The organism is Nocardia sp. NPDC005998 (assembly GCF_040614395.1).
GTDB lineage: Bacteria > Actinomycetota > Actinomycetes > Mycobacteriales > Mycobacteriaceae > Nocardia.
Map to the genome: position 1 here is coordinate 96512 of NZ_JBEXUI010000010.1, position 23340 is coordinate 119851.

Below are 23340 nucleotides of genomic sequence, written 5' to 3' on the forward strand. Positions count from 1 at the left end.
ATCATCCGAGACGTCTCCCGGCGATGAATCCGCGTTCCCAGCCGGTCAGCGGCGGCTCGGTCAGCGGCGGCTTCCGTGGGCCCAGGACGGCTCCGGCCAGCACCGCCGGATGCCCCATGGCCAGGGCCGGGCGGGCCAGGAACATCACATCCGACGCCACGGTGGCCACCGCGGGCCGGGACTCCGCAGCGCGGAACACCCGCGCGCCGTAGCGAAGCATCCAGCGATCCAGCACGGCCGGTCCGGGGCCTTCGGTATTGCGGAACGCGAGATCCTGGCTGGTCGCCATCTGCCACGGATCAGCAGCCGCCCGGATGATCGAGCGTTGCAGGCGAGATGCCGAACCGGCACCGACGCCGCTGCGCGCAAATTCCGCACCGAGCGCGCCGGCGCAGCGTGTCGCAACCGAAAGTCCCTGGCCGTATACCGGATTCAATGCCGTTGCGGCATCGCCAACGACCACGAATCCGGTGGGCCAGGTTCGGATGCGGTCGAACCGATAGCGCCGATTACCGGTGCTGCGCGAGCGCATCGTCCCGGTCAACGGCTCGGCTGCCGCGAGGATCTCGGCGATCAGCGGATCGGATACGCCGTGCCGGGCGAAGTCGATGAAATGGTCGTCCTCGGTGGGCAGCTTGCTGCCTCGGGTGCCTCCGACAGCCGCGATCCACCGACCACCTTCGATCGGCAATAACGTGGCATTGCCACCGGGCGCACCGGAGCGGGATTCGGCTTGGATGAGCACTGCGGGAAAATCCGATTCGGCGCCCGATACCGCGCGGAAGACCCGGGTGGCATAGGTATGCCCCGAGTCGACGATTTCCGGGGGAGGCACAACGACCCCCAACGCGTCCAGCCACCGGCCGGCCTGCGATCCGCGGCCGGTGGCATCGACCACCAGGTCGGCGTCGAACTGCTCTGTTGTGCTGACCGCTGTGTCCCGCAACCGCACACCGCGGACTGCGGTCGCAGAGCCCAGCAGCCCCATCGGCTCGCACTCCTGCCGAACGGTGACGCCATCCTGCTCGATGACCATCGCACGAACGACATGGTCGAGCAGCTGTCTGCTGCAGGTGATCCCGAATCGGCCCGTATAGTTGCGGGCCATCCAGCCGCCCACGTTGGGGCGGAAAAGCAAGTCGGTATTGACGCGGATGCGATGCGCGCCGGCCGCGAGCAGCCGGTCGGCGATCCCGGGCAGTAGCCGCTCGAGTCCGAGCACACCGCCGGGCGCGAGAAAGTGCGGATGTCGGGCCTGTGGCAGCCCACGGCGTGACTCCGGTCGCTCCGGGTATCGGTCTCGCTCGATTACGGTGACCGCAGCGGCGTGCCGGGCCGCCGCCGAGGCGGCCAGCAAGCCGGCGAAGCCGCCGCCGAGCACAACCACCTGCGGCCTTGCCGCGTTCATCCTCTTCCCTCCCGGTCACGGCTGGTCAGACGCACTGCGCCGCACCACAGTCGGGAGCGGTCGAGCTTCGCTCCCGGTTCGGTGTCCGGCAGCAGCGCCCACCCGCGCAGCACCCGAGGGGAACGCTGCCATCGGGCCGCGGCCCGGAATATCGAGTGCGCGGTCTCGACCGACCAGTCCTGATAGAAGTTGAGGCTGGACGCGAAAGTCCAACGCGCCGAGCCGAGTTCGCGCCCCATCGTGAGATTGACCATCCGCAGCATGGCGGGTGACCAGTGATCCTGCGCCCACCAGCGGATTTCCGGTCGAAGCAGGGCGTTGCTCAGCATCCGGACCTGCGCCGCCTCGAGATACGGCAGTAGCCCCTCGGTGATGACGAGGACAGCGCGTGCACCGTCGCACGCCTCGGCGAGGAACTCCGCGGTCGCGGCCTGGTCGGTGACGTCGACGGTCCGGGTGACCCGCTCGCAGCGTGCCCGCCGGCCGGCAAGTCGCGCGTCTTTGTAGGCGATCAGTTCCGGCAGATCCGCTTCGTACCAGATCGTTTCGGCTGGAATGTCGAGCCGATAGGGACGCGTGTCCAGACCTGCGGCCAGATTGATCACCCGGTCGCATCCCCGTTGCAGGGAGTCGATGACGAGATCGTCGACCAGCCTGGTGCGCACCACCGTCGGCCAGTGGTTGCGCGCGCCGCGCGGCAGCATGCCCGATGCACCGAGCGTCACGCCCTGCGCACCGGCCAGCATCGATGCAAGCTCGTCGTGGAACAGCGCATCGGGTCGGGCCGATTCCAGCGCCCGGTAGACCGCCACCCAGCGCGCGGTATCGGAAACGTGGCCGATCGACGGTGAAGTCATGACGCCTCCTGATGTTCGGCGGTCCGCTCCTCGCACGCTGTGAACGCGTAGTCCGCGAGTGGGAATCTCCGCATCCGCCACCAGGCTTCGACACTTGTCGACGGCCGGAACAGCGGTACATCGCCGAACTGGTCGAAGTAGAAACTGCGGGCCTGCTCGCAGTTCGAGTTGTAGAAGATGGACCCGGCCTGACGCGCGATCATCTCCTCGATGAAGCGTGCATAGGCTTCCGGCTTCACCTCCACCCGGGTGGCGCCGCGCCGCCGCGCCTCGGAGATGCACCGAATCGCATGCGCCACCGCATTTTCGATGGTCATGAAGAAGGATCCGGTCATCGAGTAGGGACCGTGGATGATGAAGGCGTTGGGGCAGGGCGGGAGCGTGACGCCCTCATAGGCGGCGTTGCGATTCCGATCCAGATAGTCGCCCAGATCTACGCCGCCGCTGCCGGTGATGGGGAACCGAGGCAGGCTGGTGCGTTCGAACACCTCGAAACCTGTTGCCAGGATCAGCGTGTCGATGTGGTGATGGCGACCGTCGCTGGTGGTGACACCGGTGGCCGTGATCGCCGCGATGTCCGCATAGACCAGGTCGACATTGTCGCGCGCGAAAGTTTTGTAGTACCTGTTCGACAGAGTCAGGAATTTGCAGCCGAAGCGATACTGCGGCGTAAGCCGCTCGCGGACAGAGCGATCGGGCACCTGCGCTCGCAGGGCGAGCCGGGCCATCCACTCCAGCGCGGTCACCGCACTGGGCGCTTTGAACCGGAAGATGCCGTTGTACAGCAGTTCCAGCCACACCAGCACGATCCAGCGCGGCAGTCTCAGCAGTCCGGGCATGAGGCGGAACACCCAGCGCAGGAACAGCGGAATGGGGAAATCCGGCTTGGGAATCACCCAGATGGGTGTGCGCTGGAATACCGCGAGCCGTTCCGCGCGCTCGGCGGCCTCGGGGATGATCTGGACCGCCGACGACCCGGTGCCGATCACCCCGACCCGGCCTGCGAGCGACACCGTGTGATCCCAGCGCGCACTGTGGATCACCGCTCCGGCGAAGGTGTCCAGACCCGCGATGTCGGGAAACTTCGGCCGCCCCAGCGCACCGTAGGCGTTGATCACGAATCGAGCGCGCAGCGGACCCCGGCTGGTCTGCACGTCCCAGTGGTGAAGTTCGTCGTCGAATCGGATGCCGGTCACCTCGGTGCCGAGGCGCAGATGCGGGCGCACGCCGTATTTGTCGACGCATCGGTCCGCATAGGACTTCAGCTCGTCGCCCTTGGCATAGGCGTATCGCCAGTCCGGATTCGGCTCGAAGGAGTAGCAGTATCCCCAGATCGGAATGTCCACGGCCACATCGGGATAGGTATTGTCGCGCCAGATGCCGCCGACGTCGTCGGCCTTGTCCACCATGATGAAGTCGTGGATTCCGGCCTGCCGCAATCGGATCGCGGCGCAGATGCCGGAGAAGCCGGCGCCCACCACCACGACTTCGAATTCGCGCTCGCCCGCCGGTGTCACCGCTTCCTCCGCAGTCTCCGGAGTAGGCCCCGACGTGGCCGTCGCGCCTCCGAATCGCCGGCCGGTTCCGCCGCGGCCATGAAGAACTCGGTCACGTAATCGACGAACAGGTCCGCGGTGTCGAAATCCTCGCGCGCCATCAGTTCTGCGATCACACCGCTGATCAGTTCCGGTGCGGCGATCTCCGCCAGCCGGCCCACCACCGCAGGGTTCATATAGGGCGCGGCGTCCGCGACGACCACGGGATCGATATTCGACAGTATGGCCAGAGACTTGTCGGTGCGCCCGTCGAGCAGTTCGCTGCCGATCGAGCGGCCCAGCAGCCGGGGCGGCAGCACCCGGGTGGCGAACGGCACCGCCAGCCGCAGCGGCACGCGCCGTCCCAGCGCCGAATAACGCTGGTACTCAGTGGGATAACGCGATCGCAGGTTGCTCACGACCTGCTCCTGCAGCGCCGCGAGATGTTCGCCACCGAGCACGCCCAGGTACTCGATGCGCTCGATGGGCACGTGCAGCGCGTGGGCCAGCTTTGTCAAATGCATGCTCGTCACACGATCGGTCACCGCCGCCGCCTCCCCAGCAGTGCCGCACGCACAATGGATCTGGTTCCCCATGGCAGGCGGGCTATATTGTCCGCCAACGCGGTCTCAGCAAGGGCGCGGTCACGTCCGGGCGCTTCGTTCAGCAGCGTGAGCAGGTCCGCGCACTGGTCTTCGGACAACAGGTAGAGCGCGGTCAGGCCCTCGCCGAGCTCACTCTCGAGTTTTCTTCTCGCGCCGATTCTCTCGGTCATCGTGGCAACATTCCTTTTCGAGCCATTCGCCAGGCATGACCGGCGGCGCGCCGGCTCAGCGCGCCGACCGATCGCGACGAATCGTCCGGACCTGGCAGGATTTCCCGCAGCAGCGGTTCGGGGAGCCCCCGGCGCCGCCATTCCCGCGGGTAGCCGATGGACACCTCCTCGAACCGCACTCCGTCGAAGTGGTCGGTCTTGCGAATGTGCAGGTGCCCGTACACCACGCACCGCACGTTGTAGCGGCGATGCCAATCCGCGGTCAGCTCGGTGCCGCACCACATGGCGAACTCCGACCGGAGCAGCCGCTCGGTCGGCCGCCGGAGCAGCGGAAAGTGGTTGATCAGCACCAGTGGCACCGCCGGATCCAGTTCGTCGAGCCGGGCGCGGGTGTACTCCACCCGCTGCCGGCACCACTCTTCCCGGGAGACGTACGGGTCGTAGGCGAGCAACTGCTCGTCGGTGGCGACCGATCCGGTGGCCTCCGCGCGCGCCAGACCCTCCTGCTTCGTTCGCACGCCGTGCGGCAGGAAGCTGTAGTCGTACAGTAGGAACAGCGGAGCCAACACCGCGGGACCGCCCGCACCCTCCCAGGTCGGGTACGGATCCTCCGGTGTGATCACATCGAGCTCCCGGCACGAGTCGATCAGATGCCGGTACCGCCCCTCGCCGCGGCGGCGTCGCGGATCCCTTGCAGTGGTCCACATCTCGTGGTTGCCCGGCACCCAGATCACCTTCGCGAAGCGCTCGCGCAGCAGTCCCAGCGCCCAGCGGATCGCATCGGTCTTCTCCGCCACGTCACCCGCGACGATCAGCCAGTCGTCCGGGGAATCGGGCCGAATCTGTTCGACCACTTCCCGATTCCCCGGATGGCTGATATGTAGGTCGCTCACCGCGAGCAACCGACTCACGAAACCGCCTCGGTGGCAACGGAACCACCCAGCCTGCGCACCGCCCCGGAGAGCCGGGTGACCAGTTCGTCGGGCACATCGCCGTCCGTGTGAATCGCCGTCAGCCGCTCCAGCAGCATCTCCACCTCGGCGACGATCGGATCGGCGAGCTCCGCATCCTGCGGAGTCACCTGGTCGAGCACATGCCGGGCCAGCAGGTTCACCGTCGGATACTGGAAGATGACCGAGTTCGCCAGCTTCACACCGGTGAGTGCCCGCAGGTGCGCACCGAGCTCGATAGAGCTGAGCGAATCGATACCCATCTCGGTGAACTCCCGATCCGCTTGGACCGCATCGGGAGACGAGTAGCCCAAGACCATCGAGATCGGCGTCTTGAGCAGATCTACGACCACCTCGTGCTGTTCGGACGGGCCGAGTCCGCCCAGCCGCTTGGCCAGCTGAGAGGGATCGCCCATCTGCTGCGTGGCACGCGGCCGGGTGTGCAGCAGCGCACGGAAGAACGGCGGCAATTCGGTCACCTGAGCGGCCACCCGCAGCAGCGACAGATCCATACCGACCGGCAGCACATGTGGCCGCCCGGTACGCAACGCCGCGTCGAACAGTTCCAACGCCTCCTGCGTCGGGATCGGCGTCACGCCCATGCGGGTCAGACGAGAACGATCCTTCTCGTCCATGCCACCGGTATTGGAGGTGTCCTCCGCCCACCAGCCCCACGCCATCGCGGTGGCGGGCAACCCACGGTGGTAACGGTGCACGGCCAAACTGTCGAGGAAGACATTCGCCGCGCCGTAGTTGGCCTGACCGGCGCTACCGAATGTGCCTGCCGCCGAAGAGAACAGCACGAACATCGACAGATCCAGGTGCTGGGTCAGCTCGTGCAGATGCCAGGCGCCGTGCGCCTTGGCGGGCAGCACCGCGTCCAGATGTTCGGCCGTCAGCCCGGCGAAAGTCGAGTCCGCCAATGCGGCCGCAAGATGGACCACGCCTCCGAGCGGATGCTGCGCGGGCAGCGAGTCGAGCACCGCCGCCAGCGCGTCCCGATCACCGGCATCACACGCGGCGACCGTCACGCTGGCGCCCATGGCATCCAATTCCCCGACCAGAGTGGCGATTCCGTCGGCCTGCATACCACTGCGACTGGTCAGCAGCAGGTGCTTGGCGCCGTAGCTGGAGACCAGATGCCGGGCGATGATCCCACCGATCGTGCCGGTGCCGCCGGTGATCAGCACCGTTGATTCCGGATCGAAGGCGGTCGGCCAGGTGAGCACCACCTTGCCGAGGTGCCGCGCCTCGGACATCAGACGCAGCGCCGCAGCGGCGTGCCGCACATCGAAACGGGTCAATGGCAGCGGGGCCAGGACACCATTCGCGAACAGCTCAGCCAACTCGGCGAGGAGTCCGCCCACCAGGTCCGGAGCCAGCGCACCCAACTCGAACGAGGAGTAGGTGACATCGTGGGTGCGACGTACCTCCGCCGGATCGCGCACCACGTCCCTGGCGATCTCCACGAACCGGCCGCCGGATGCGAGCAGTCCCAGTGAGTCGTTGGTGAAGGTATCCGGCAGCAGGTTCAGCACGATCTGGATGTCGTGGTTCGCGAACCGGGCGGCGAAGTCCGAGGAACGGGAATCCGCCAGATGATCTTCGGCGAAACCCAGGCCGCGCAAGTCATCCCACTTGGTGCGACCTGCGGTCGCCAAAACCTCCAGGCCGAGATGCCGGGACAGGTTCACCGCAGCCGTGCCGACGCCACCGGTGGCGGCGTGCACGAGCACTCGCTCCCCCGCTCGGGCCTCGGCGACCTCGCGGAGGCCGTATAGCGCGGTCAGATAGGCGACCGGTGCGGCGGCAGCCTGAGCGAACGACCATCCCGCCGGAACCGCGGCAAGCAGCCGGTGATCGGCCACCGAGGTCGCGGCGATCTCGTCGAACAAGCCGAACACCCGATCACCCGGCGCGAGACCCGTCACATCCGAAGCGATCGCGACGACAACACCGGCCGCCTCGTGCACCAGTCGCGACGGCGTCCCGGACGACGCGGCCAATCCGGTGAGCGCGACCGGAAAGGACAGACCGGCAGCACGCAGCGCGACCGAGACCGTGCCGGGTGGCAGCGTGTCCGCGGCGGAGTCGTCGTCGGCTTCGGACAGCGTGACGTCGTCGAGGTTGCCGGACGCGGGGATCGCCAGCCGCCACGTGCCGCCCAGCCGCCCCCCGACGGTGGCCGCGGCTTCCAGGCCCGAGCGCAGTCGGCGGCCGAAGAATTCGCCGGCGCGCATTACCAGCTCGGGTTCGTCGGTCTGCAAGACCGCGCTGAGCTGATCGAGGGTGATATCAGCCTCATCGAGATCGATCTGCTGGATCCGGTCCTGGAACTCCGACTGAGCGCTTCGCACCAGCGCCCACACCGTCGAGCCGGCCAGGTCGGAAACCTCTTCGGCGATGTCGAGCGCCTGCACCCGCCTGGTGAGCACGACCAGCTTCGTCTCGGCGAATCGTTCATCGGCGAACCAGGTTTGCAGCTGGGTCAGCGTCCGCAGCAGTTCGTCGCGCACGGTGACCGTCAGGTGCGCGCCCGGCTCGGCGCCCGCGGATCTCGCAAGCCGCGGAAGCAGCACAACCTTCGGAGCCTCTGCACCGGAGTCGGTTGCCGCGCGCAACGCGTCGATATCCGCATAGCTCGTCAGTTCGCTGTCGTCGGACACCCCGAACGGTTCGCCGCCGACGACGACCCATTCACCCCGCCGTGCCGAATACCGGGCGCGCTGAGCGGGAAGGGCCAGCCAGTCCACGCCGAACAGCGATTCCTGGCGTCCCGACAAGCCACCGGTCGCGAGTTTGCCCATGGAGATGGACCGCACCTGTAGGTCGCCGACGGCGACAACGCGGCCGGTATTGTCTGCCAGTACCCAGCGCAGTCGGTCGTTTCCGACCGGAGTCAGCTTGACACGCAGCGCTTTTGCGCCCACCGCACGCAGTTCTACCCGTTCCCAGGCAAAGGGGAGCCGAATCGCGCCCGCCTCCGAAGGCAGCAACGCCGCAGCGGCGGCAGCGGATTGCATAGCGGCGTCCAGCAGAGCCGGGTGCAGGCCGTACTTGTCGGCGTCGCCCACCGTCTCCGGTAGCGCGACCTCAGCGAAGACATCCTCGCCGCGCTTCCACACGGCCTTCATCCCCTGGAAGACTGGACCGTACTGGTAGCCCAGCGCGGCCAGGGTCCGGTACGCGGTCTCGGGATCCATGCCCTGCTCCGCGCCCACCGGTGGCCACAGTTCGAGGCTCTGCCCGTCGGTTTCATCGGTTTTGGCCGCAGGGGTCAGCAATCCGTCGGCGTGCAGGCTCCACTGGCTGGCACCGGGCAGCTCGTCCTTCACTTCCGGACGCGAATAGATCGCTACTTTGCGCCGCCCGCCCTTCTCCGGCTCGCCCACCACCAATTGCAGGTGGATGGCGCCTTCCGTAGGCAAGGTGACCGGGGTGTACATACTCAGCTTCTCCACCCGCGGGCAGCCGAGCGAGTCGCCGGCGTGCAGTGCGAGTTCCAGCAGCATGGCGCCGGGCACCAGCACATTGCCGTGCAGGGCGTGGTCTGCCAGCCACGGATGGCTGGTCACCGACAGGCGGGTGCTGAACTGGAATCGATCGGCACCGGGCAGCTCGGACACCGCACCGAGCAGGGGGTGGCCCGCGGCGACCAGGCCCAAGCCGCTCGGCTTCCCGCCACCGGTGTTGGCAACACTCGCCAGCCAGTAATTCTGACGCTGGAAAGCGTAGGTGGGCAACGTAACCGGCCGAGCGGTACCGACCGGATAGATCTTCGACCAGTCAGGTGAGACGCCCTGGACGTGCGCCTCGGCCACCGAGGTCAGGAACCGGCGAATACCGGCGTCTTCACGCTTGAGCGAGCCGACGATGAGGCAGGAATCCGCAAAAGATCCAGCGTGGTCCAGGGATTCGTGCATCGCGGAGGTGAGCACCGGGTGCACGCTCATCTCTATGAACGCGTCGAATCCAGACTGGAACGCCGCTTGGAAGCCCCGCTCGAATTCGACCGGCTCGCGCAGATTTCGGAACCAGTAGTCGGGGCCCAACTGCTCGGCCGGCAATACGTCGCCGGTCACGGTGGAGAAGAACACCACATCGGTGCCCGTCGGCACGATCGGCGCAACAGCCGCCTGCAACTGCTCCCGCAGTGGGTCCACATGCGGAGTGTGTGCGGCATAGTCCACCGGAATGCGCTTGGCACGCACTCCACTTGCTTCGGCGAGCTCGACGATTCGGGTCACCGCCGCCGCACCACCGGCGACGACGGTGGTGGTCGGGGAATTGATCGCGGCGAGGTAAAGGTCGTCGAGGCCGTCCATGAGTTCTCGAACCCGGTCGGCCGGAGCGTTGATGGAGGCCATGCCGCCGGAACCGGGGAGGCTGCGCAGCGGCTTGCTGCGCATGGTCACGATCCGGGCGGCGTCGGACAGCGACAGCGCGCCCGCCACGTAGGCTGCCGCGACCTCGCCCTGCGAATGCCCGACTACGGCGGCTGGCTCGATACCATACGAACGCCACAGCGCCGCAAGGGAAACCATGGTTGCGAACAAGGCGGGCTGCACTACATCGACGCGTTCGATCGACGGCGCGCCGTCCGCTTCGCGCAGAACATCGGTCAGCGACCAATCCACGAATTCGGCGAACGCGTCCTCACATGCGCGGATCTGCTCCGAGAAGAAGGGCGATTCCGCCATCAATTGCGCTGCCATGCCGGCGAATTGCGCGCCTTGACCAGGAAAGACGAAGACCACCCGACGATCCGGATGCGCCTGGCCCCGAATCGGCCCGACCGGCTTGCACTCCGCTACCTCGGCTAGACCGGCGAGCAGATCGACTCGGTTGGTGCCGAGCAGCACGGCACGATGCTCGAATGTCGCCCGCGTGGTCGCCAAGGCGCAACCCACATCACGCAGGGCGAATTCCGGGTGTCCCTTGACATGATCCGCCAGTCGGGCCGCCTGGTCGGCCAGCGCCTCTGGCGTCTTGCCGGAGATCGGCCACATCGCAACGGGCACAACCGATTCCGATGACGAGGCAGACGGCTGCTCAGCAACCGGCGGGGCTTCCTCGAGGACGACGTGCGCATTGGTTCCGGCGATGCCGAACGACGAGACCCCAGCTCGACGCGGATGGCCATTGTCCGGCCACGGACCGACCTGCGTCACCAATTCCACCGCGCCGTGCGACCAATCCACCGCTTGGGTGGGTTCGCTGACGTTGACAGTGGGCGGCAGCACGCCGTACCGCATCGCCTGGACCATCTTGATGACTCCGGCCGCACCCGCCGCCGCTTGAGTGTGGCCGAAGTTGCCCTTGATGGATCCCAATTTCAGCGGCTGCCCCGCGGCGCGATCCTGACCGTAGGTGTCGAACAGCGCCCGCAGTTCGATGGGATCGCCGACCGGAGTACCGGTTCCATGTCCCTCGACGACATCGACGTCGGCGGCCGCCAGTCCGGCGTTGGCCAACGCCGCACTGATCAGCTTCTGCTGCGCCGGCGTGCTCGGCACAGTCAAGCCCTTGGTGGCGCCGTCCTGGTTGACGGCCGCGCCACGCATGACGGCCAGCACCCGATGACCGTTGCGGCGGGCGTCGGAAAGCCGTTCCAATACCAGCATTGCCACGCCCTCTGACATGCAGAAGCCGTCGGCATCGGCCGAAAAGGGTCTGCTGCGACCCTCCTTGGAGATAGCGCCGTGCTGGCCCAGTGCGAAGAAGCCGGTGAGGGTGGACATGATCGAGACGCCACCGACCAGCGCCAGTGAGCATTCCTCGGCCTGCAGCGCCTGACCACCCAGGTGCATCGCCACCAGCGAGGACGAGCAGGCGGTGTCGATGCTCATCGTGGGACCTTGCAACCCCAGGACGTAGGACACGCGCCCGGACAGCACACTCTGGCTGACGCCCAATGAGACATATCCGGGGTCGAGGTCCTTCTGACCGGGGATCAAATAGGCGTAGTCACCGCCCATCGCACCGACATAGACACCGGTGTCGGTGTCGCGCAACGTGGTCGGGTCGATGCCCGCGTCCTCGAGCGCCTGCCAGGTGGCCTCGAGCACCATCCGTTGCTGCGGATCCATCGCTCTGGCCTCGCGGGGGCTGATCCCGAAGAACTCCGGGTCGAATTGCCCGGGCTCGTCGATGAATCCACCCATCGGCGCCATGGCCGCCGCCACTTCGGGCGAGGCCATATCTGCCAGCTCCGTCATGGATCGGTCCGACGGAAATTTGCTGGATATGTGCTTACCTTCAACCAAGAAGCGCCATAACGACTCCGGTGAGTCGATTCCCCCGGGGAAGCGGCACGCCATTCCGACGATAGCGACAGCATTCGACGAGATTTCTTCATTCGCCATGAGGTCCCCTTTTCCTCGGCATGCAGGCAAAGCCTGCGGATAGAACACGTTCTCATGATTGGTTGACCGTGAGTGGTCAGAGAAGTCGAGTCCGCGCCGAGCGCTCGGCATCGGTGCGGCGAAAGTCACCGTAACCCAGGCCAGTTCCGACTGCAACACATTTCAGAATGAAGTTGATGTGACAGTGGGTAACTTGCAAATTCCCGGCGAATCATGAACGCTCGCAGTCAAGTTCAAACCAGTGGGGCTCGTATGGGGTGGGGAAAATCCTCTCGTTCAGCAATCAAAGCGCTTCGCGCCCATGAGTTTGCTAGTTAATTACAGAGAAGGGTGAAGCATGGCCGAGTTCGAAGTCACCAGCGCATTGGCGGTTAGCCCGGCGCAGCTGTATGCACTCATCGCCGACACCTCGACGTGGGGGGACTGGTTCCTGCTGCACGGCGGGTTCGCCGAGCAGCCGCCGGAGCGCATCGGCGTGAACACGAAGCTGGTGCAGAACATTCGCATGCTCGGCACGACCCAGCGGCTGGAACTGACCATCGCAGCGTTCAAACCGCCCATGCAATTGACCCTTTCGGGCAGCAGTCCTGCTGGCGTCACCTGTGAGTTCAGCTTCAGCATCGAACGCAGCCCGGGTGGTTGCCGGCTCACCATCGCAGGCGACTTCGCCGGTCCGATTCTGACGGGGCAGTTGGCCAAGGTGATCGAGGGCGATGCGCAGGCGCAGCTGACCAAATCCATGGCCAGGCTGTGCAAGATCACCGGATCCGATGCCTGATGATGCTCGAACTCAGCAAGGTGGTCCGGATCTACCGAATCGGTGGACAATCCGTGCGCGCACTGGATGGCATCGATCTCCGCATCGACGCAGGGCAATTCGTTTCAGTGGTCGGCCCGTCCGGTGCCGGCAAAAGCACCCTGCTGCATCTACTCGGTGCGCTGGATCTGCCCGACAGCGGATCGATCCGATTCCGCGACCGCGAGATCGGGCATCTCGACGACGATCAGCAGTCCGAATTCCGCCGACACCATGTGGGATTCGTGTTCCAGTTCTTCAACCTGCTGCCGACGCTGTCCGCGTGGGAGAATGTCGCGGTCCCGAAGCTGTTGGACGGCACCGGGCTTCGCGCCACCAAGACTCGCGCCCACGAGCTGCTCGAGTTGGTCGGATTGGGCGAGCGTGCCGAACATCGACCATCGGAACTGTCCGGTGGGCAGATGCAGCGAGTCGCGTTGGCTCGCGCCCTGGTGATGGATCCCCCACTCATCCTCGCTGACGAACCGACAGGGAACCTCGATTCCAAGACCGGCGCCGACATCATGGCATTGCTGGCCCGGATCGCCCACGACGATCAGCGAGAACGCGCCGTCGTCATGGTCACCCACAATACCGAGGCCGCGAACACCACGGACCGGATACTCACCTTGGCCGACGGCCGCCTGGTTGGCGACGAATCCTCCTGCGATGCAGTGGTTCTCGACGACCCGGTCGCGGAGGTTCGATGACCGCGTTGATCGATCGCTGGCGGCTGTTCAGCCTGCGCGAATTCACGATCCACCGCGGACGGACCATTGCCTCGGTAACGGTGATGGCGGTGTCCGCCGCATTCCTGGTATCGGTCTTCGGCATCTTCGGCTCACTGACCGGGTCGGTGGACCGGCTGGTCGGAGGCCTCGCCGGTGACGCCGCGCTCGAGGTCACCGGAGTCACCGATTCCGGATTTCCCGCGTCGATCCGCGACGACATCGCCACCACCCCCGGGGTCGCGGCAGCGGTCCCAATGGTGCGGACCCAGATCGACTCCGATGGCGGCCCATTGCTACTGCTGGGCGCCGACGCGACCGCGACCGCGCTGGGCAGCGATCTCCAGCAGGCGGTCGAGCAACAGTTCGCGGCGCTCGTGTCCACGGTGAACGGGGTCCTGGTCGGTCCGGGTGTCGACGCGACAGCCGGCGACACCATTCGGCTGGGATCGCATCAGGTCACGGTCGCCGCCGTGATCCAGGGCGGCACAGCGGCACGGCTCAACGAAGGCCACTACGTCCTGACGTCCCTCGCTATCGCGCAACAGGTGACCGGGCACGCGGGACGGCTGGATTCGGTGATGATCGTCGCCGCACCGCATACGGATTCGAAGGCACTTCGTGTGGCTGTCGACCGTGCGGTGAACGGCCGGGCCCTGGTGGCCGAACCCAGCGTTCGGGCCGTGCAGACCGGCAACGGCGTGCGAATACTGCAGTACATGACGCTGATGGGTGCCGCGCTGGCGTTCATCGTCGCGGCATTCTTGATCTACACCACCATGACGATGGCAATAGCCCAACGGCGGCCGACGATTTCGATGCTGCGCGCCGTCGGTGGGCGTCGTCGCACCATCGTCGCCGATCTGCTCACCGAGGCCGCGGTGATCGGGCTGATCGGTGGTGCGATCGGCTCCGTGATCGGAATCGCCTTCGGCCGCACCGCCATCGGGACCCTGCCCGTTGCCCTGATGCAGTCGGTCGAGGCGCGAACGGTGTATTCCCTTCCCCTCTATGCGATTCCGCTCGCCATCGGTGCCGCGGTGTGCACCAGTGTCGCCGCATCGGCGGTAGCCGCACACCAGGTGTACAAGGTGTCGCCGATCGAAGCGCTCGCCCCGGTCGGAGCGTCGGTTGCCGATCAGGTGCGCCCCTGGCTGCGCCTGGCCGCGATCTGCGTGACGGTCGGCGGGTTGACGGTTTCCATTGTCCTGGTGGTCCTTCGGCTGGGTAACTTCCTCTGGTCCGGGGTCGCATTGTCGATGTTCTTCGGCGCGGGTATCGCCCTGTGCTTCGCGAGCATCGGGGGTCTGGTCCGCGCGGCCGCATGGGTGTCCCGGCGTTTCGGCCGGTCGGGCGAGCTCGCCGCAGCGACGCTCGAGCGCGCCCCGCGGCGAGTCTGGGCGACCATGATGACGGTCTTCATGGCCGTGACGGTGACCATCACCATCACGGGCGCGAACAATGACCTGCTGAATTCGGTGCGCAGCTCACTGGGAGCGGTCGGAGATGTCGACGTCTGGGTGGCATCGCATCCACCGGAACAGTTTCCGACCAGTGCATTGCCAGCCAACCTACCCGCCGAAGTCGCAGCGCTGCCCGGCGTCGCGCACGTCACCGAGGGACAGCTTGCCTATGCCACCCTCGGCGATGAGAAGGTCATTCTCTACGGACTGGATCAAGGCAGCGTCAGCCCGATGTACCAGGACTTGGACCCGCAGGTCCGCGCCGATGTGGTCGCCGGGCACGGCATGGTGCTTTCCCGAGACCTCAGTCGCACCCTGGGCGTCGGAGTCGGCGACGAACTGCCGATTCGAACTCCGCGCGGACTCCAACGGATCCGGGTGCTGGGAGTGGTCTCATACTTCTCGGCGCTGACGGGTACCGCCGGGATCGGCCTGAATCAGATGCGTGACTGGTTCGACCGCCCGGGGGCCACACTGCTGCAGGTCGACGGCGCACCGGGTCTCGACAAGGCGCAGCTGCTGACATCGATCCGACAGGTGAGCCCTGCCGAGGTGCACGTCTACTCCGGGGCGGAGTCGCTGGCAGGTGTCGAGAGCGCAATCCGGCAAGGCATGGCCGTGGCGAACGCCGTCTGGGTGATCGTCGTGCTGATCGCGGCAATAGCACTGCTGAATACCCTCACGCTCTCGGTATTGGAGCGGCGACGAGAGATCGGGGTCCTGCGGGCCATGGGCGCGAGCCGTCGCGTCATGCTGCGCATGGTGCTCGCCGAAGCCGCCGGCATCGGCGTCGTCGGCGGCGGACTCGGGCTGCTGTTCGGCATGGCCAGCCAGTACTTCTTCGACAGTGTCACCCCGGACATCATGAACATCGATGTCGCATATGCACCGAGCTCGATGGTTCTCGTCTTCGCCGCGGCGGCAATAGGACTCAGTCTGCTCGGCTCGATTCCACCTGCTGTCCGAGCATCGCGACTGAACATCATCGAGGCAGTGAGCATCGAATGATCGAGCAGCAGAGACTACAGATCAGGAGAGACCACAGATGAAGGGGCACAAGGCCACTCGCGGCCGGCTGGCCGCGATCATGCTCGCCGTAGTTGTGGCCGCCACCACGGCCGCATGCGGTGGTTCCGACGACCACAGCGCGAAACCTGTTGCACAACACAGCACGACAAAGCCTGTCGGTGACCAACCACCGCTGCCGCTGCCCGGCCCGGGTGACCTCAATGCCGGCCTGTTGTTGGCGCTGGACCCCAATACGCCGCGGGAGCAGAAGATCGGCGCCGTGCAGGGCGCGGATGCCGATCCGGATCTGATCGACAAGATGACCCAGGCCGGAGCGGCCAACAACGTGACCATGACCGTCACGAAGGTGGACTACGTCGGTGACGGCGTAATGCAAGCGAGCGCGACGCTCACGCTCAACGGCAAGCCGGTGGATGGCCAAGCGCAGATCCCCTTCATAGCCGAGGGGGGTCGCTGGAAGCTGCAGAAGGCGTGGGCCTGTCAGATGCTCGCCAATGCGCAGCTCGTCTCGTCAGCCTGCAAGTAGCCGGAGGGATGGACGCCATGAGCATCGAGATCGCGGGTCTCGAGCCCACACTCGTCGAAGGCATGACCTCCGATGAACTCGCTGCGGCGATGCCGGAATTGGTGACGACATTCGTCGGGCGAGCCACCGATCGAGCGATCATGTGGCGTGACTGGTCGGTGCGGTGGCTCGACGCGTGGAGCGAGCACGACCTCGAGGGGGTGCTGGCGCTCGTCACCGACGATGTCGTCTACGAGGACCCTTCGCTGTTCGGCGAGCGGCTCGCCGGCAAAGCCGCCCTCCGGGAAGTCGTGGCGATGACGTGGCGTGCGTTCCCCGATGTGCGATTCGAGCTCGCGGGAACTCCCTACCTGGCCGTGCTCGGCACCGGCATGGCAGTGCCTTGGCGAATGCGCGCCACATTCGCAGGGGATATGGGCGGTGGCCCGTCGCCATTGGGAATCGCGCCGACGGGTCGGCAATTCGACACCCACGGAGTCGACATCTACGAACTGAGCGACGGATTGCTCTGCCGCTGGTCGACCACAACCGATCTGTTCGATCTCGCCCAACAGGTCGGCATGCTCCCAGGTCCGCGAACCAGACTGTTCCAGTTGGGGATTCGCATGCAACGCCTGGGCGCACCGCTACTGCGCATGATCCACCGATACGGAGAACGTGCACAGCGGTAGTCACGGGCCCGATCCATTAGCTCAACCGCACGTGGTCCCGCAGTATCTTGCCGCGTTCGGCCCGCAACGCGGTGGTCGTGCCGTGAACCGTTGCGGGGGTGGGTAATCCGATTCGGGAGTGCCGGTGATCCAGACCATAAACGCCCTCGGCGGCGAGTGAATTTCTCGCACTCGTGACCGGGGCCGTTGTCGTGTCCCAGCGGTTTTGGGGGCAAGCCCCAGAGCGGAGCGACTGTACTGTGGCAGGGTGTGAACGGGGGTGAACGGTTCATATCCCCGGCAACAGCACGGTACGAGTATCGGCTGCCTTGCAGCCACGAATCATGTAGGAGGACATCATCAATACTTCTTCGCGTTTCGGCACCGCGCTCGGCTTCGCGGCGGTGGTCTCGGCTCTTGTCAGTTGGTCGGGTGCCGGCTCGGCCGCCGCTCTGCCGGTCACGGGATCGGCCGGCGGCATCGATGTGGCCATCACGGCACAAACCCCGACCACCGTCAAGCCGGGCGGATCGCCGATGCGCTTCAACGTCACATTGGTCAACACCGACACTACCGACGATGCTCAGGTGGGCTTGGTGGTGTCGCTGGGGCACTGCACATGCAATTCGGGCCCTCTCAAGATGATGCCCACCGGGTCGATGCGCATGCTCGACGCCGCCACCAACACGTGGCAGACGGTGCCCTACGTGGCGGAAGGTGGTGGCACGGATTTCCTTACCAAAACCCTTGTTGCGCCATTTGAGCTCGATCACGGGCAGACCACCACCTACGAACTGGAGCTGGCGCTCCCCACCGACCTGCCCGTCAACGCCGGTGAGTCCGCCATCCACGTAACAATGACCGACGTCTCCACCAACAAGCCGATCGGCGCGACCCCCACGGCATCCTTGCCCATCACCGTTGAACCGTAGCCCAGCAAGCCCTTTCACCGCGGCCGCCCGTTCCGGAGCCCCTTCCACCCCGGGCCAACCGGGTGCTCGGGCTGGCCGCGGCTAGACCGCCGATCGGATACCGGCTGTACCGAATAGCCGGTAGCAACCCGCTAGCTGGTCAATTCCCATCGCCGACCAGCCCTGCCGAGTTCTTGATTCCAGACACTCCAGCTGAGGCGGTCCGGTCCCCGATCCTGGTTCCGCGCCGAGCGCCCCCGGGGTCTGTCGAATGGTGGTCGCCCAGGCCATTTCGACCGCCGTCCGACTACGCTCGGCGAGCAGTCGAGCTATCTGGACGGGGCACTCAGGTCGTGGATGTGCGGATGGCGCGGCGGGCGGCGATCGAGCCGAAGGTTTCGCGGTCGGCGAGGAACCCTTCCAGGGCGAAGGTTGCGGCGCCGAGGCTGGAGGGGTTGTGGGGGAGGGTGCAGAGTTGGAGGGTGACGGCGGCGTAGGGGTCGGTCATTGCGTGATGGGCGGCCACGCGGCGGGTTACTTCTAATAGGCGTTCGCCCAGCACATTTGCGACCAGGTCGCCGAAGACCATGGTGCGGGGGTTGAACAGGTTCACCAGGTTGGCTACGGCGACACCGAGGTAGGTGCCGGTCTTTTCGATGACCTCGCGGGCGATAGGGTCATCGTCGGCGGCGGCTATGGCCGTGATGGTGGCGGCGTCGTCGGCCGCGAGTAGTGGGCTGGTCGGGGCGAGTTCGCGCAGGGTCTGCACGATGCCGCGTGCGCTCACATAGGCCTCGACGCAGCCGTGGCGTCCACATCGGCATTCGCGTCCGTCGAGGACGAGGTTGGTGTGGCCCCATTCGCCCGCGCTATTGGTGACGCCGCGGTAGAGCGTGCCGTCGATGACGACACCGATGCCGACACCGGCGCGCAGCGTCACGACGATCAGATCGTCCACATCGCGTCCGGCCCCGAACCAGAGATGCGCCGCCGTACTGGCTTTCAGCGGATTGTCCAGGTACAGCGGGTGCGGCAGCCGCGGTGCCAGCAGTGACTTGAGCGAAACGTCGTGCCAGTGCCAGTACGGCGAGAACACCGAGACCCCGCCCTCGGGCTCGACCAGACCGGGCACGCTCAATCCGACGCCGAGCACCTTGTCGGCCTCGTCGGCGGTCAGTTCGCGAATGCCGCGGATAATGAGTTCGGCGACATCGTCGGGCCGGGTGGCCTCGGGATCGACGGGTATCTCGACCGAACGCAGCACCGTCATGGCCAGGTCGAAAAGGTCGAAATGGATGCTGGTTTCGGCGATATCGACGCCGACGAGCATGCCGCGCTCCGGATTGATCGCGAGCTGGGCGCGCGGCCTGCCGACCCCCGGCGCGTCATAGCCGAGCTCGGCGAGCACCCCGACATCCAGTAGCTCGGCGATCATATTGCCCACCGTGGCGAACGAAAGCCCGGTGGCGCGGGCGATCTCCTGACGGCTGGTGTGGCCCTCGGCGGCATAGACCGCCTGCAGCACATAGAACCGATTCCGCCGTCGGATATCGCGCGCGGTCAGCTGGTACACGGTCGGGCCATCTCCTTCCGATTGATATTCGCAGACGTTACCCGAGCACTTCGGCCAACAGTATTTACAACCGTTAGCGGAAGTCCTACTGTAACCCAGGTCACCACCAGACGCCGAGTGCGCGGCAGATAACACAAGGAGCACCCCATGTCCTGGACCCACCAAAGCCGTTGGACCAGAGCCGTTTTCTGCGGGGTATCGCTCGCACTAGCCGTGTCGGCCTGCTCATCCGGCAAGGACGACGACTCGAAGGCGACCGGGCCGCAACACACCAGCGGCTCGATCAGCCTGGTCTACGCCCAGAAGCAGGGCGATCAGGAGTACTTCATCGGTGAGGCCGAGGGCGCCAAGGCCAAGGCCAAGGAGTTGGGCATCGATCTGAAGGTGGTCAATCTCGCCAGTGACGCGAACAGGGCGGTCACCGAGGTACAGAACGCGGTCAACCAGAAGGCCAGTGGCGTGATCGTGGTGGTGCCCGATCCGTCTGTCGGCCCGCAGGTCGCACAGCTGGCCAAGGCCGGTGGCGTCGCGCTGCTGACCTCCGATGACCAGGTCTGTACCAACGGTCCGGATCCGTCGTCCTGTGCCAAGGACAATCTCGTGCCCCGGGTCGGCTTCAGCGGCACCCAGATGGGCACCGAGGTCGGCACCCGCGCCGGCCAGGACTTCAAGAAGGCGGGATGGAAGCCGGAGGAGACCGCGATCATCGACGCCTGGAAGCAGGACGTGACCGTCTGCACCGATCGGGTCAAGGCCAATCAGAAGGCATTCCGGGAGGCCGCCGGTGTGGATGTCAAGGTGATCGAGGTCGGCACCGATAACACCCCATCGGATGCGCAGAACAAGATCTCGGCAACAGTGTCGGGCAACCGGTCGGTGAAGAACTGGATTGTCATGGGCTGCAATGACGAGAACGTCAGCGGCGGTGTCGCGGCGATCCAGAACGCCGGATACTCCGCCGACAATGTGCTCGGCGTCGGTCTCGGCGCCTATCTGGCCTGCAAGGAATGGCGCGGCGGCAAGCCGACCGGATTCAAGGCCGCACTGTTCATCAATGGCAAAGACGTTGGCGCGCTGTCGGTTCAGACGATGTACGACTACCTGAAGAACGGCAAGCAGATGCCGCCCGAGGCGTACGCGCCGACCAAGATGGTCGACTCGACCAACTGGCAGCAGGCGGGCGTCACATGCAGCTGACCGGACTGCGGGTGTCCGGGCTGAGCAAGAGCTTCGCCGGGGTGCCGGCCCTGCGCGAAGTGAGCCTGGACTTTCCCGCTGGTGCGGTGACCGCGCTGATGGGTGAGAACGGGGCGGGTAAATCCACCCTGATCCGCATCCTCGGTGGCGATCACCGCCCGGACAGTGGCCACCTCGAGTTGGATGGTGTGCGACTCGAGGTGGCCACCCCGGCCGCCGCGCGGGCGGCCGGGATCCGGGTGATCGGCCAGGAGCCCGAGATCGTTCCGCATGTTTCGGTCGCCGAGAATGTCTACCTCGGTACGCTGCCGCGGCGCGCGGGTCGTCTGCTCGACCGGGCGGCACTGCGCGAGCGCATGCGTGCCGACCTCGCCCGACTGGGTTTCGACCGTGATCTCGATCCGGACACCCTCGGTTCGAAACTCACTGCCGCACAACGGCAGTTGGTGGAGATCATGCGGGCGCTGACCACCGACGCCAAGGTGATCGCATTCGACGAGCCGACCTCATCGCTATCGGACCATGAGACCGAATCGCTGTTCGCGCTGATCGGCCGGTTGCGGGAGCAGGGCCTCGCGGTCATCTATGTATCGCACCGGATGCGGGAGATCTTCCGGCTGGCCGACCGGGTTGCGGTGCTGCGCGATGGCGCGCTCGTCGGCGAGCGGGCAACCGATGAGACCACCGATCGCGAGATCGTCCGGATGATGGTCGGCCGGGATCTGTCGACGCTGTTCGCGCGCAAGCACAGCACGCCGGGGCGGGTCGTCCTCGACGCTGATGCGGTCACGACCGACGATGTGCGGGAGGTGAGCCTGCAGGTGCGCGCCGGTGAGGTGGTCGCGCTGGCCGGACTGGTCGGCGCGGGTCGCTCGGAGCTGGCCGGTGCGCTCGCCGGTGACCTGCCGATCCGCTCGGGGGAGGTGCGGGTGGACGGTAAGAAGCTGCGACTGCGGCAGCCGCGCGATGCGGTGCGGGCCGGGTTGGGGTATGCGCCGGAAGAGCGCAAGGCGCAGGCGCTGCTGCTGCATCGCGGTGTGCGCGACAATATTTCGCTCGCGATGCTCGACCGGTTGCGGCGGCTGCGCTTCATCCGGCGCGGCGCGGAACGGCAGCTGGCTCGGCAGTACGTCGAATCACTCAGGGTGCGAACACCTTCGATCGAGCAGGAGGTGCGCAAGCTCTCCGGTGGCAATCAGCAGAAGGTGGTGCTGGCCCGCTGGCTGGCCCGCAAACCCAAGGTGCTGATCCTGGATGAGCCGACCCGCGGCGTCGATGTCGGGGCGAAGGTCGAGATCTACCACGTCATCGAGGAACTGGCCGAATCCGGTGTCGCGGTGCTGGTGATCTCCTCCGAACTTCCCGAAGTGCTCGGCCTGGCCGACCGGATCGTCGTCATGCAGCACGGCCGGGTCACCGGCGAGCTGGAGCGGAGCGAGGCCAGCGAGGAAGCGATTCTCGCGCTGGCCATGGCCGAAGACCTGTCGCATACATCTCGAGGAAACCCATGACAGACCAACAACTCTCACTCCCGGTGGAGACCGCCGCGGCCTCGCCGCCCTCGGTGCTGGCGCGCGGTGCGGCCTCGCTCACCCCGCGGCGTCTGGTGCAGGCGATCGGTACCGGCAATCTCAGTCTGATCGGCGCGCTCGCGGTGGTCGTCGCGATCTTCGCCTGGCTCAACGACGGCTATCTCGATCCGGCGAATCTGGCCGGAATCGGCGAAGCTGTTACGGTTTTCGGCCTGCTTGCCGTGGTGCAGACCGTGGTGATCATCTGTGGCGCACTCGACATTTCGGTCGGCTCGCAGGCCGGTGTCGCGTCGGTGATCAGTGCGATGGCGTTCACCGCGACCACCGACAATGCCTTGCTCGGCATTTTGGCCGCGATCGGTGTCGGGTTGGTGCTCGGGTCGATCAATGGGCTGATCATCGTCTACGGTCGCGTCAATCCGGTCATCGCGACGCTGGCCACACTGGCCGCATTCAAGGGTGTCGCGCAGTTGATATCCGGCGGCAAGGCACAGGGTTTCGTGCTGGGCAATGATGTGTTCATCTTCATCGCCCGCGGCAAGATTCTCGGTCTGCCGGTGCCGGTGGTCATCCTCGCAGTGGTCGCGACGGGCATGCATGTATTGCTCAAGTACACCGATATCGGCCGCAATATCTACGCCATCGGCGGAAATGACACGGCCGCACGGCTTTCCGGAATCAATATCAACAAGTACCTCATCGCGGTATTCGTGCTGGCCGGTGCCGTGGCGGCGATCGCAGGAATCATCCTGACCGCGCGGACCGGCTCCGGACAGCCGGTTTCGGGTAGTGAAGGGCTCGAGCTCAAGGCGATCACCGCGGCGGCACTCGGCGGCTGTGCGTTGAAGGGCGGCAAGGGCACCATCGGCGGCACGCTGCTGGCGGTCGTGCTGCTCGGTGCCTTGGACAACGGGCTCAACGTGGTCGGGGTGAATACGTTCTGGCAGAACGTTGCTCAGGGTTCACTGCTGGTCGCCGCGGTCGTTATTCAGCAGCGGCGCAGCGGGGAGCGCGCGGTCGGGCTACCGACGTAGCCCGTCGCCGT

18 protein-coding genes are annotated in these 23340 nt (G+C 66.0%); 9 read left to right on the forward strand and 9 right to left on the reverse strand.

Annotated features, from left to right (window positions below):
* Position 1 precedes the first annotated feature (1 nt).
* From ABZ293_RS16440 to ABZ293_RS16470, 7 genes are read right to left on the reverse strand one after another with little or no spacing between them, the layout of a single operon-like run.
* Entirely contained in the window at positions 2-1408 is a 1407-nt protein-coding gene (locus ABZ293_RS16440; protein ID WP_355181322.1) for an FAD-dependent oxidoreductase, read from the reverse strand.
* Complete coding sequence (locus tag ABZ293_RS16445; protein ID WP_355181324.1) at positions 1405-2265, reverse strand: SAM-dependent methyltransferase; 861 nt, start codon at positions 2263-2265, stop codon at positions 1405-1407. The genes ABZ293_RS16440 and ABZ293_RS16445 overlap by 4 nt, the downstream gene beginning before the upstream one ends.
* Positions 2262-3782 carry an NAD(P)/FAD-dependent oxidoreductase gene (locus tag ABZ293_RS16450; protein WP_355181326.1) on the reverse strand — a complete coding sequence of 507 codons (1521 nt, stop codon included), beginning with the start codon at positions 3780-3782 and terminating at the stop codon, positions 2262-2264. Before ABZ293_RS16450 ends, ABZ293_RS16445 begins: the two co-directional genes overlap by 4 nt.
* Positions 3779-4345: a hypothetical protein gene (locus ABZ293_RS16455; RefSeq protein ID WP_355181328.1), complete on the reverse strand. Its 567-nt coding sequence runs from the start codon at positions 4343-4345 to the stop codon at positions 3779-3781. Before ABZ293_RS16455 ends, ABZ293_RS16450 begins: the two co-directional genes overlap by 4 nt.
* Complete coding sequence (locus tag ABZ293_RS16460; protein WP_354959426.1) at positions 4342-4575, reverse strand: hypothetical protein; 234 nt, start codon at positions 4573-4575, stop codon at positions 4342-4344. Before ABZ293_RS16460 ends, ABZ293_RS16455 begins: the two co-directional genes overlap by 4 nt.
* Complete coding sequence (locus ABZ293_RS16465) at positions 4572-5486, reverse strand: metallophosphoesterase (RefSeq protein ID WP_355181330.1); 915 nt, start codon at positions 5484-5486, stop codon at positions 4572-4574. The genes ABZ293_RS16460 and ABZ293_RS16465 overlap by 4 nt, the downstream gene beginning before the upstream one ends.
* Positions 5483-12001 (reverse strand): type I polyketide synthase, encoded by a 6519-nt coding sequence (locus tag ABZ293_RS16470; protein ID WP_355181565.1) that lies wholly within the window; start codon positions 11999-12001, stop codon positions 5483-5485. The genes ABZ293_RS16465 and ABZ293_RS16470 overlap by 4 nt, the downstream gene beginning before the upstream one ends.
* Positions 12002-12227: 226 nt before the next feature.
* Here ABZ293_RS16470 and ABZ293_RS16475 point away from each other — a divergent pair, with 226 nt between their 5' ends.
* Genes ABZ293_RS16475 through ABZ293_RS16495 form a run of 5 tightly spaced genes read left to right on the forward strand, consistent with a single transcriptional unit; the run spans position 12228 to position 17103 of the window.
* Positions 12228-12668: an SRPBCC family protein gene (locus ABZ293_RS16475; RefSeq protein ID WP_355181332.1), complete on the forward strand. Its 441-nt coding sequence runs from the start codon at positions 12228-12230 to the stop codon at positions 12666-12668.
* On the forward strand, positions 12668-13396 hold the full coding sequence (locus ABZ293_RS16480; protein ID WP_355181334.1) for an ABC transporter ATP-binding protein: 729 nt from the start codon (positions 12668-12670) through the stop codon (positions 13394-13396). The genes ABZ293_RS16475 and ABZ293_RS16480 overlap by 1 nt, the downstream gene beginning before the upstream one ends.
* Entirely contained in the window at positions 13393-15885 is a 2493-nt protein-coding gene (locus tag ABZ293_RS16485) for an FtsX-like permease family protein (protein ID WP_355181336.1), read from the forward strand. The genes ABZ293_RS16480 and ABZ293_RS16485 overlap by 4 nt, the downstream gene beginning before the upstream one ends.
* Positions 15886-15922: 37 nt before the next feature.
* Positions 15923-16432 (forward strand): hypothetical protein, encoded by a 510-nt coding sequence (locus ABZ293_RS16490; protein WP_355181338.1) that lies wholly within the window; start codon positions 15923-15925, stop codon positions 16430-16432.
* Between the two features lie 17 nt (positions 16433-16449).
* Positions 16450-17103 carry a nuclear transport factor 2 family protein gene (locus ABZ293_RS16495; RefSeq protein WP_355181340.1) on the forward strand — a complete coding sequence of 218 codons (654 nt, stop codon included), beginning with the start codon at positions 16450-16452 and terminating at the stop codon, positions 17101-17103.
* Positions 17104-17371: 268 nt separating this feature from the next.
* Here ABZ293_RS16495 and ABZ293_RS16500 read toward each other — a convergent pair whose 3' ends face one another.
* Complete coding sequence (locus tag ABZ293_RS16500; protein ID WP_355181342.1) at positions 17372-17644, reverse strand: hypothetical protein; 273 nt, start codon at positions 17642-17644, stop codon at positions 17372-17374.
* On the opposite strand from ABZ293_RS16500, the gene ABZ293_RS16505 reads away from it, so the two are divergent.
* Positions 17619-18014, forward strand: a complete 396-nt coding sequence (locus ABZ293_RS16505; protein WP_355181343.1) for a hypothetical protein — start codon at positions 17619-17621, stop codon at positions 18012-18014. The two genes, ABZ293_RS16500 and ABZ293_RS16505, sit on opposite strands and share 26 nt — an antisense overlap.
* Positions 18015-18339: 325 nt before the next feature.
* Here ABZ293_RS16505 and ABZ293_RS16510 read toward each other — a convergent pair whose 3' ends face one another.
* Positions 18340-19566: an ROK family protein gene (locus ABZ293_RS16510; RefSeq protein ID WP_355181345.1), complete on the reverse strand. Its 1227-nt coding sequence runs from the start codon at positions 19564-19566 to the stop codon at positions 18340-18342.
* Between the two features lie 147 nt (positions 19567-19713).
* Between ABZ293_RS16510 and ABZ293_RS16515 the strand changes: the two genes are divergently transcribed.
* Genes ABZ293_RS16515 through ABZ293_RS16525 form a run of 3 tightly spaced genes read left to right on the forward strand, consistent with a single transcriptional unit; the run spans position 19714 to position 23329 of the window.
* Entirely contained in the window at positions 19714-20763 is a 1050-nt protein-coding gene (locus tag ABZ293_RS16515; protein ID WP_355181347.1) for a substrate-binding domain-containing protein, read from the forward strand.
* The gene (locus ABZ293_RS16520) at positions 20754-22274 is read left to right on the forward strand and encodes a sugar ABC transporter ATP-binding protein (protein ID WP_355181349.1); all 1521 of its coding nucleotides are present in this window, start codon (positions 20754-20756) and stop codon (positions 22272-22274) included. The genes ABZ293_RS16515 and ABZ293_RS16520 overlap by 10 nt, the downstream gene beginning before the upstream one ends.
* A complete protein-coding gene (locus ABZ293_RS16525; RefSeq protein WP_355181351.1) occupies positions 22271-23329 on the forward strand; it encodes an ABC transporter permease in 1059 nt (352 codons plus the stop codon). The genes ABZ293_RS16520 and ABZ293_RS16525 overlap by 4 nt, the downstream gene beginning before the upstream one ends.
* Positions 23330-23340 lie beyond the last annotated feature (11 nt).